This window comes from Kitasatospora sp. NPDC058184, assembly GCF_042883725.1.
In the GTDB taxonomy this organism is placed as follows: Bacteria; Actinomycetota; Actinomycetes; order Streptomycetales; family Streptomycetaceae; genus Kitasatospora.
In genome coordinates, this window is sequence record NZ_JBHVVE010000027.1 from 125818 (window position 1) to 132383 (window position 6566).

Below are 6566 nucleotides of genomic sequence, written 5' to 3' on the forward strand. Positions count from 1 at the left end.
TCGCCGCCGCGGCGGCGGTCGACCTCCTGACCCCGACCCCGGCACGGCTCGATCGACGGCCGTGCCGGGGCCCTCCTGTGGGCCGGGTCAGTCGGCCGCGGCCTCGCGCAGCCGCTCGGCGGCGGCCTCCGGACTCACATCGGTGACGAAGGCGTCGAGTCCGGATTCCACGCCCGCCAGGTACTTGAGCCTGCCGGGAGCGCGCCGGACGGTGAACAGCTCCAGGTGCAGGGCGAGTTCGTCGCCGCCGTCCTTCGGCGCCTGGTGCCAGGCGGAGATGTACGGGGTCCGGTTCGGCGCGGAGCCGGCGGGAGCGGGGAACAGCCGGTCGAAGCGGCGCAGCAGGTCGAGGTAGAGGCCGGGGAACTCGGCGCGCTCGGCCTCGTTCAGCGCGGTGAGGTCGCGCACCCGGCGGTTGGGGTAGAGGTGGACCTCGTACGGCCAGCGGGCGGCGAAGGGCACGAAGGCCGTCCAGTGCCCGCCCCGGAGCACCAGCCGCTCGGGGGCGGCCCGTTCGGCGGCGACGAGGTCCTCGAAGAGGTTCCGCCCGGTGCTCGCCCGGTACGCCTCGGCGCGGCCGATCATCCGGGCGGTGCGGGAGGGGACGAAGGGGAAGGCGTAGATCTGCCCGTGCGGGTGGGCCAGGGTGACGCCGATCTCCTCGCCGCGGTTCTCGAAGCAGTACACCTGCCGGACCTCGGGCCGGGCGGAGAGTTCGGCCGTGCGGTCGGTCCAGGCGTCCAGCACCAGGCGGGCCCCGGCCTCGTCCAGGTCGGCGAAGGAGGCGTCGTGGTCGGGGGAGAAACAGACCACCTCGCAGCGGCCGGTGCCCGGGCGGAGGGTGCGCAGGGGGTCGTCCTCGTGGGCGGTGACGTGGGCGGCGGAGTCCGGGGCGAGCGAGGGGAAGCGGTTCTCGAAGACCGCGACCTGGTAGTCGGCCGCCGGGACCTCGCTCAGCCGTCCGTTCCGGGAGGGGCAGAGCGGGCACTCGCCGGCCGGGGGGTGGTAGGTCCGCTGCTGGCGGTGGGCGGCGACGGTCACCCACTCGCCGAGCACCGGGTCGAGGCGGGTCTCGGAGAGGCTCGCGGAGGGTTCCAGCGGGCGTTCGTCCACGGCGTTCCGGTTCGTGCCGAACTCCTGGTCGTAGTAGACGAGTTCGCGGCCGTCGGCCAACTTGGTCGCGGTCTTGTGCACCGCCGTGCTCCTTCTGCGGGGGAGTTCGGCCAGTCTGCGCCGATCTCCAACAGAATCAAACATATTCGATCGTTTGTCAACAGGTGTAGACCTGCCGACGAGGCATCGGGCACCGTTTCCGGTCCGCGCCGCGATGCGAAACCCGCAGGTGTTGACTGCGGCGGCCGATGGTGTTTGATTATGTCGAAATCGGCTCCCGTCCGCCGAAGGAGGCACCGACGGGAGCCGCCACGACGCACGCGCACGACGTACGGGAGCCGAGCAGATGATCGACCGGGCCGCCACCGACTTCGAGGCCGTCCGCGGCGCCCGGCCGAGCGGCGTGTGGGCCGCGCCAGGCCGGGTGAACCTGATCGGTGAGCACACCGACTACAACGACGGCTTCGTCCTGCCCATCGCCCTCCCGCACACCACCAGGGTCACCGCCCGCCGCCGCGCGGACGGCCGGGTGCGGTTCCACAGCACCCGGGGCGACGGCACCGTCACCGACCTCGCGCTCGACGGCCTGGCCCCCGGGGTCGTCACCAGCTGGGCCGCCTACCCGGCCGGCGTGTTCTGGGCCCTCGCCGAGGCCGGACACGCGATCGGCGGCGCCGACCTCTCCGTCGACAGCGACGTGCCGGCCGGTGCCGGGCTCTCCTCCTCCGCCGCCCTGGAGTGCGCCACGGCCGCCGCCCTGAACGACCTGTACGGGCTCGGCCTGTCCGCGCCGGACCTCGCCCTGGTCGCCCAGCGGGCCGAGAACGCCTTCGTCGGCGTGCCCTGCGGGGTGATGGACCAGATGGCCTCCGCCTGCTGCACGGACGGTGCCGCGCTGCTCCTCGACACCCGGACGCTGGAGCGGCGCCACGTCCCGCTCGACCTGGAGGCGGCCGGCTTCCGGCTGCTGGTGATCGACACCCGGGTCAAGCACGACCTCGGCGACGGCGCCTACGCCGCCCTGCGGGCCGGCTGCGAGCGGGCCGCCGACCTGCTCGGCCTGGCCGCGCTGCGCGACCTGCCGGCCGCCGGCCTCACCGCGGCCCTGGAGCGCCTCCCCGGGGAACTCGCCCCGCTGGTGCGGCACGTGGTCACCGAGAACCGGCGGGTGGCCGAGGTGATCGAGCACCTGGACAGCGGGCGGACCGCCGCGCTGGGGCCGGTCCTGACGGCCGGACACGCCTCGCTGCGCGACGACTTCCGGGTCTCCTGCCCCGAGACGGACCTCGCGGTCGAGGCCGCCGTGGCCGCCGGGGCGCTGGGCGCCCGGATGACCGGCGGCGGCTTCGGCGGTTCCGTCATCGCGCTGGTGGCCGCGGCGGACGTGGCAGCGGTCGCGGACGCGGTGCGGTCGGCCTTCGGCTCCGCGGGCTTCGCCGCACCCGTCGCCTTCACCGCCGTCCCCTCGGCGGGGGCGCGTCGACTGGCCTGACCGGGCGGGGCCCGGAGCCCCCGGTCAGCCGGCGGCCGGTACCACGACGAGTTCGCCGACCGCCTCGGCGAGCACGTTGCGGGCCGCCGCGGGGAGGGCGTCGTCGGTGATGAAGCAGTCGACCTCCGTCAGGGCCGCGAAGCTGCTCAGGCCGACCACGCCCCACTTGGTGTGGTCGGCGACCACGACGGTGCGGCGGGCCGAGGCGATCAGGGCCCGATTGGTCTGCGCCTCGGCGAGGTTGGGGGTGGTGAGCCCGGCCTGCTCGCTGACGCCGTGCACGCCGAGGATGAGCAGGTCCACGTGGAGGGTGCGGATCGTCTGGTCCGCGAGGGCCCCCACCAGGGCCGCGGAGCGTGTCGGCGCCCCACCGGTCAGCAGCAGCGACGGAACGGTCTCCGCTCCGTCGCTCTCCGCCGCCCACAGCAGGTCCGCGATCCGCAGGGAGTTGGTGACGACCGTCAGCCCCGGCACCTCCAGCAGCCGGGAGGCGACCGCGTAGGTGGTGGTGCCGGCGGACAGCGCCACCACGCTGCCCGGTTCCACCCGCTGCGCGGCGGCGTCGGCCAGCGCGGCCTTGATGCTCTCCTCCAGCCCGGACTTCACGTCGAAGCCGGGTTCGTCCGTGCTGGCGGTCCCCACCGCGATGGCCCCGCCGTGGACCTTCCGCACGTCTCCCTGGCGGACCAGCGCGTCCAGGTCTCGGCGGATCGTCATGTCCGACACGCCGAACTGCTCGACCAGCTCGGCGACGCGCACCGCGCCGGCCTTGCGGATGGCCTCCAGGATCAGCGCCTGGCGCTGCGGGGCGAGCAAACTCTGATCAGCCACGAAGGCCCTTTCGATCGAACGGGTGCCTGACCGCTCCCGCTTCCTCCGGCAGGCCGACCCTGCCGCGGTCCGGACGTACCGGTGCCACCGCCGAGGGCCGGGCGGGGCGCCGTGGCGTTCGCGTCGGTGACCGGGGAGCCGTCGGCCGCGACATGATCCAGTATCCCAGGACCCCAACGGGCCCCGACCCGACCGGTCGGCCGGTCGCGCTCCTGCGTCCGGTGGCGGCTCGGCCGGGCCGGGGCCACGTGCACTCGTGCTCGGACTTTGCCGTTGAGTGCGTGTTATTGCTTATTCTGCTCGTCATCTTGTCAGGAGCGAGCAGGGCCCCGTACAAATGGTCCGGCTGGGACCAACAGCAGCCATCCATGCCCTGACCCCGAGATCCCGTGAGGTCGAAGCGTGTCAACTGCCCTCCGCCGGTGGCTCCGCACCACCGTCGCCTGCTGTACGGCGCTCGCCGCCGTGTCCACCGCTACGCTCCTGGCTCAGCCCGCGGTCGCCGCGGAGCCCTCCCCGTCCGGCACCGTCACCGAGTACCCGAACTACGCCCCCACACCGCCCATGGGCTGGAACGACTGGTCGTACTACCAGTGCGGGATCGACGAGAAGACCATCCTCGACAACGCCCGGGCCCTCGTCTCCACCGGGCTGGCGAAGAAGGGGTACGACACCGTCACCATCGACGACTGCTGGATGTCCAAGCAGCGCGACGCCCAGGGCAACCTGGTCGCCGACCCGCGGCTGTTCCCGCACGGCATGGCCTACATCGGACGCCAAGTCCACGACCTCGGCCTGAAGTTCGGCATCTACGAGGACGCCGGGACCGCCACCTGCGGCGGCTACCCGGGCTCCCTCGACCACTGGCAGCAGGACGCGGACCTGTTCGCGTCCTGGGCCGTCGACTACGTCAAGCTCGACGGCTGCAACGTCCCGGTCAAGCCCGGCGAGACCGAGGAGCAGAGCTACCGCGACACCTACACCGCGATGAGCCGGGCGCTGCTCGACACCCACCGCAGGATGGTCTTCTCGGTCTCCGCGCCCGCCTACTTCCAGGGCGCGACGAACTGGGAGTCGGTGATCCGCTGGTCCGCGCCGCTCGGCAACCTGTGGCGGGAGGGCGCGGACATCGCACTCGGCCAGGCCGGTGGCGCCGAGAAGTGGGCGTCGATCATGTACAACTACGGCTACAACGTCGGACTGGCCGACCAGCAGCGCCCCGGCCGGTGGAACGACCCCGACTTCCTGCTCGCCGGCGACTCCGGGCTCAGCCAGGACGAGATGCAGAGCCAGATCTCGCTGTGGGCCGTGATGGCCGCGCCGCTGATCTCCAGCACCGACCTCACCCGCCTCTCCCCGGCCGCGCTGGAGCTGCTCGGCAATCGCGACGTCATCGCCGTCGACCAGGACCGGCTGGGCGTCCAGGGGCGGGTCGTCCAGCACGGAACCGGCTACGACGTGCTGAGCAGGCCGCTGGCCGGAGGGGACCGGGCGGTCGCGCTCTTCAACTCCTCCGACACCGCGCAGACCATCACCACGACCGCCGCCCGGGCGGGCCTGCCCGCCGCCGACGGCTACCGGCTCGACGACCTGGTGACCAAGAAGGCCGTCGGGACGGCCGGCGTGATCTCCGCGAACGTGCCACCGCACGCCACGGTGCTCTACCGGGTCCACCCCGGTGCGACCCGCGGCCTGGCCCCCGCCACCGCCGTCACCTGGCAGGACGTCAGCACGGCCCAGGAGCCCGGGACGTACCGGATCACCCTGGCCGACAACGGCGCCGTCGCGCTGAACGACACCAGCGTGCGGATCAGCGCCCCCGCCGACTGGACCGTCACCCCGGCGACCGTCACGCTCCCGCGCATCGCGCCGGGCGCGACCGCGTCGGCCACGGTGACGGTGCACGGCCCCCAGGGCGCTCCCGGCACCACGGCCACGGCGATCACCGCCACCGCGAGCTACCGGGCCCGGCCGGCCGGGGTCGACACCGTCAGCGGTGAGCAGACGATCGTGCGGACCGTGCCCTACCCGTCGCTGGAGGCGGCGTTCGACAACGTCGGCGCCACCTCCGAGAGCGACACCGCTCCCGGCGACTTCGACGGCGCCGGGAACAGCTACTCGGCGCAGGCCCTGGCCCTGGCCGGCGCCACCGCGGGCGCCACGATCAGCGCCAACGGCCTCAGCTTCACCTGGCCGTCCGCGGCCGCCGGCACCAACGACAACGTGTCGGCCGCGGGCCAGGAGATCACCTTCAGCGGCCAGGGCAGCGCGCTGGGCTTCCTCGGCGCCGAAGCGGGCTTCGCCTCCGGCACGGTCACCGTCGCCTACACCGACGGCACCACCAGCAGCGGCCAGTTGGGCTTCCCCAACTGGTGCTGCACCCCGACCGACGCCTACGGGGCGAAGACCGCGTTCACCACGGACCACCGCAACACGCCCACCGGACCGGGCAACTTCGGCACCGGGTACGGCGTCTTCACCAACACCGTCCCGCTGACGCCCGGCAAGACGATCCGTTCCGTCACGCTGCCCCGCGCCGCGGCGATCCACGTGTTCGCGCTGGCCGTCCAGCCGTGATCCGCGCCGCCCGGCCCACCGGACCGGTTCCCGTGGGCCGGGCGGTCGGCGTTCCCCCGCCCGAGACTCCGCCCCTCCCCGCGAACGGCATCCAGGACCCCTCCATGACCGTCATGAACCGCACCACCCTGGCCGGTGCCCGGCTGGTCCTGCCCGGCGGCGTCGTCGAGGGCGACCGCCTCGCCGTCGAGGGCGAGCGCATCGCCGGGCTCGGCGGCGACACCGAGCCCGGCGACCTCGACCTGACCGGGTACACCGTCGTCCCCGGCTTCGTCGACCTGCACGTCCACGGCGGCGGCGGTGCCTCGTACGCCTCCGGCATCGCCGAGGAGGCGCTGCTGGCCGCCCGCACCCACCTGGAGCACGGCACCACCACCACGGTGGCCTCCACCGTCACCGGCGAGATCGACGAGGTCGCCCGCCAGGCGCACGTCCTCTCCGAACTCGTCGAGGACGGCGTCCTGGCCGGCATCCACTTCGAGGGCCCGTTCATCTCGCACAACCGCTGCGGCGCCCACCGGCCCGACCTGCTGCGCGACCCCGACCCGGCGCT

Annotated in this window: 5 protein-coding genes; 3 read left to right on the forward strand and 2 right to left on the reverse strand. The window is 73.6% G+C overall.

The features are described 5' to 3' along the window. Positions 1–87: 87 nt before the first annotated feature. Positions 88–1194, reverse strand: a complete 1107-nt coding sequence (galT, locus tag ACFVXH_RS35495; protein WP_387830135.1) for a galactose-1-phosphate uridylyltransferase — start codon at positions 1192–1194, stop codon at positions 88–90. Positions 1195–1459: 265 nt separating this feature from the next. Here galT and galK point away from each other — a divergent pair, with 265 nt between their 5' ends. After that, entirely contained in the window at positions 1460–2605 is a 1146-nt protein-coding gene (gene galK / locus ACFVXH_RS35500) for a galactokinase (protein ID WP_387830138.1), read from the forward strand. 24 nt (positions 2606–2629) lie between these two features. Here the strand turns inward: galK and ACFVXH_RS35505 are convergent, their stop codons facing one another. Beyond that, a complete protein-coding gene (locus ACFVXH_RS35505) occupies positions 2630–3436 on the reverse strand; it encodes a DeoR/GlpR family DNA-binding transcription regulator (protein ID WP_387830140.1) in 807 nt (268 codons plus the stop codon). Positions 3437–3838: 402 nt separating this feature from the next. Between ACFVXH_RS35505 and ACFVXH_RS35510 the strand changes: the two genes are divergently transcribed. Both ACFVXH_RS35510 and ACFVXH_RS35515 read left to right on the forward strand, forming a co-directional pair. Further along, positions 3839–6013, forward strand: a complete 2175-nt coding sequence (locus ACFVXH_RS35510) for an NEW3 domain-containing protein (protein WP_387830143.1) — start codon at positions 3839–3841, stop codon at positions 6011–6013. A 104-nt stretch (positions 6014–6117) separates the two neighbouring features. Then, the coding region (locus tag ACFVXH_RS35515; protein WP_387830146.1) for an amidohydrolase family protein at positions 6118–6566 on the forward strand (449 nt) is incomplete at its 3' end.

Coding starts and splice junctions, on each gene's coding strand:
- galK (WP_387830138.1), top strand. CDS start 1,460: ATGATCGACCGGGCCGCCACCGACTTCGAGGCCGTCCGCGGCGCCCGG.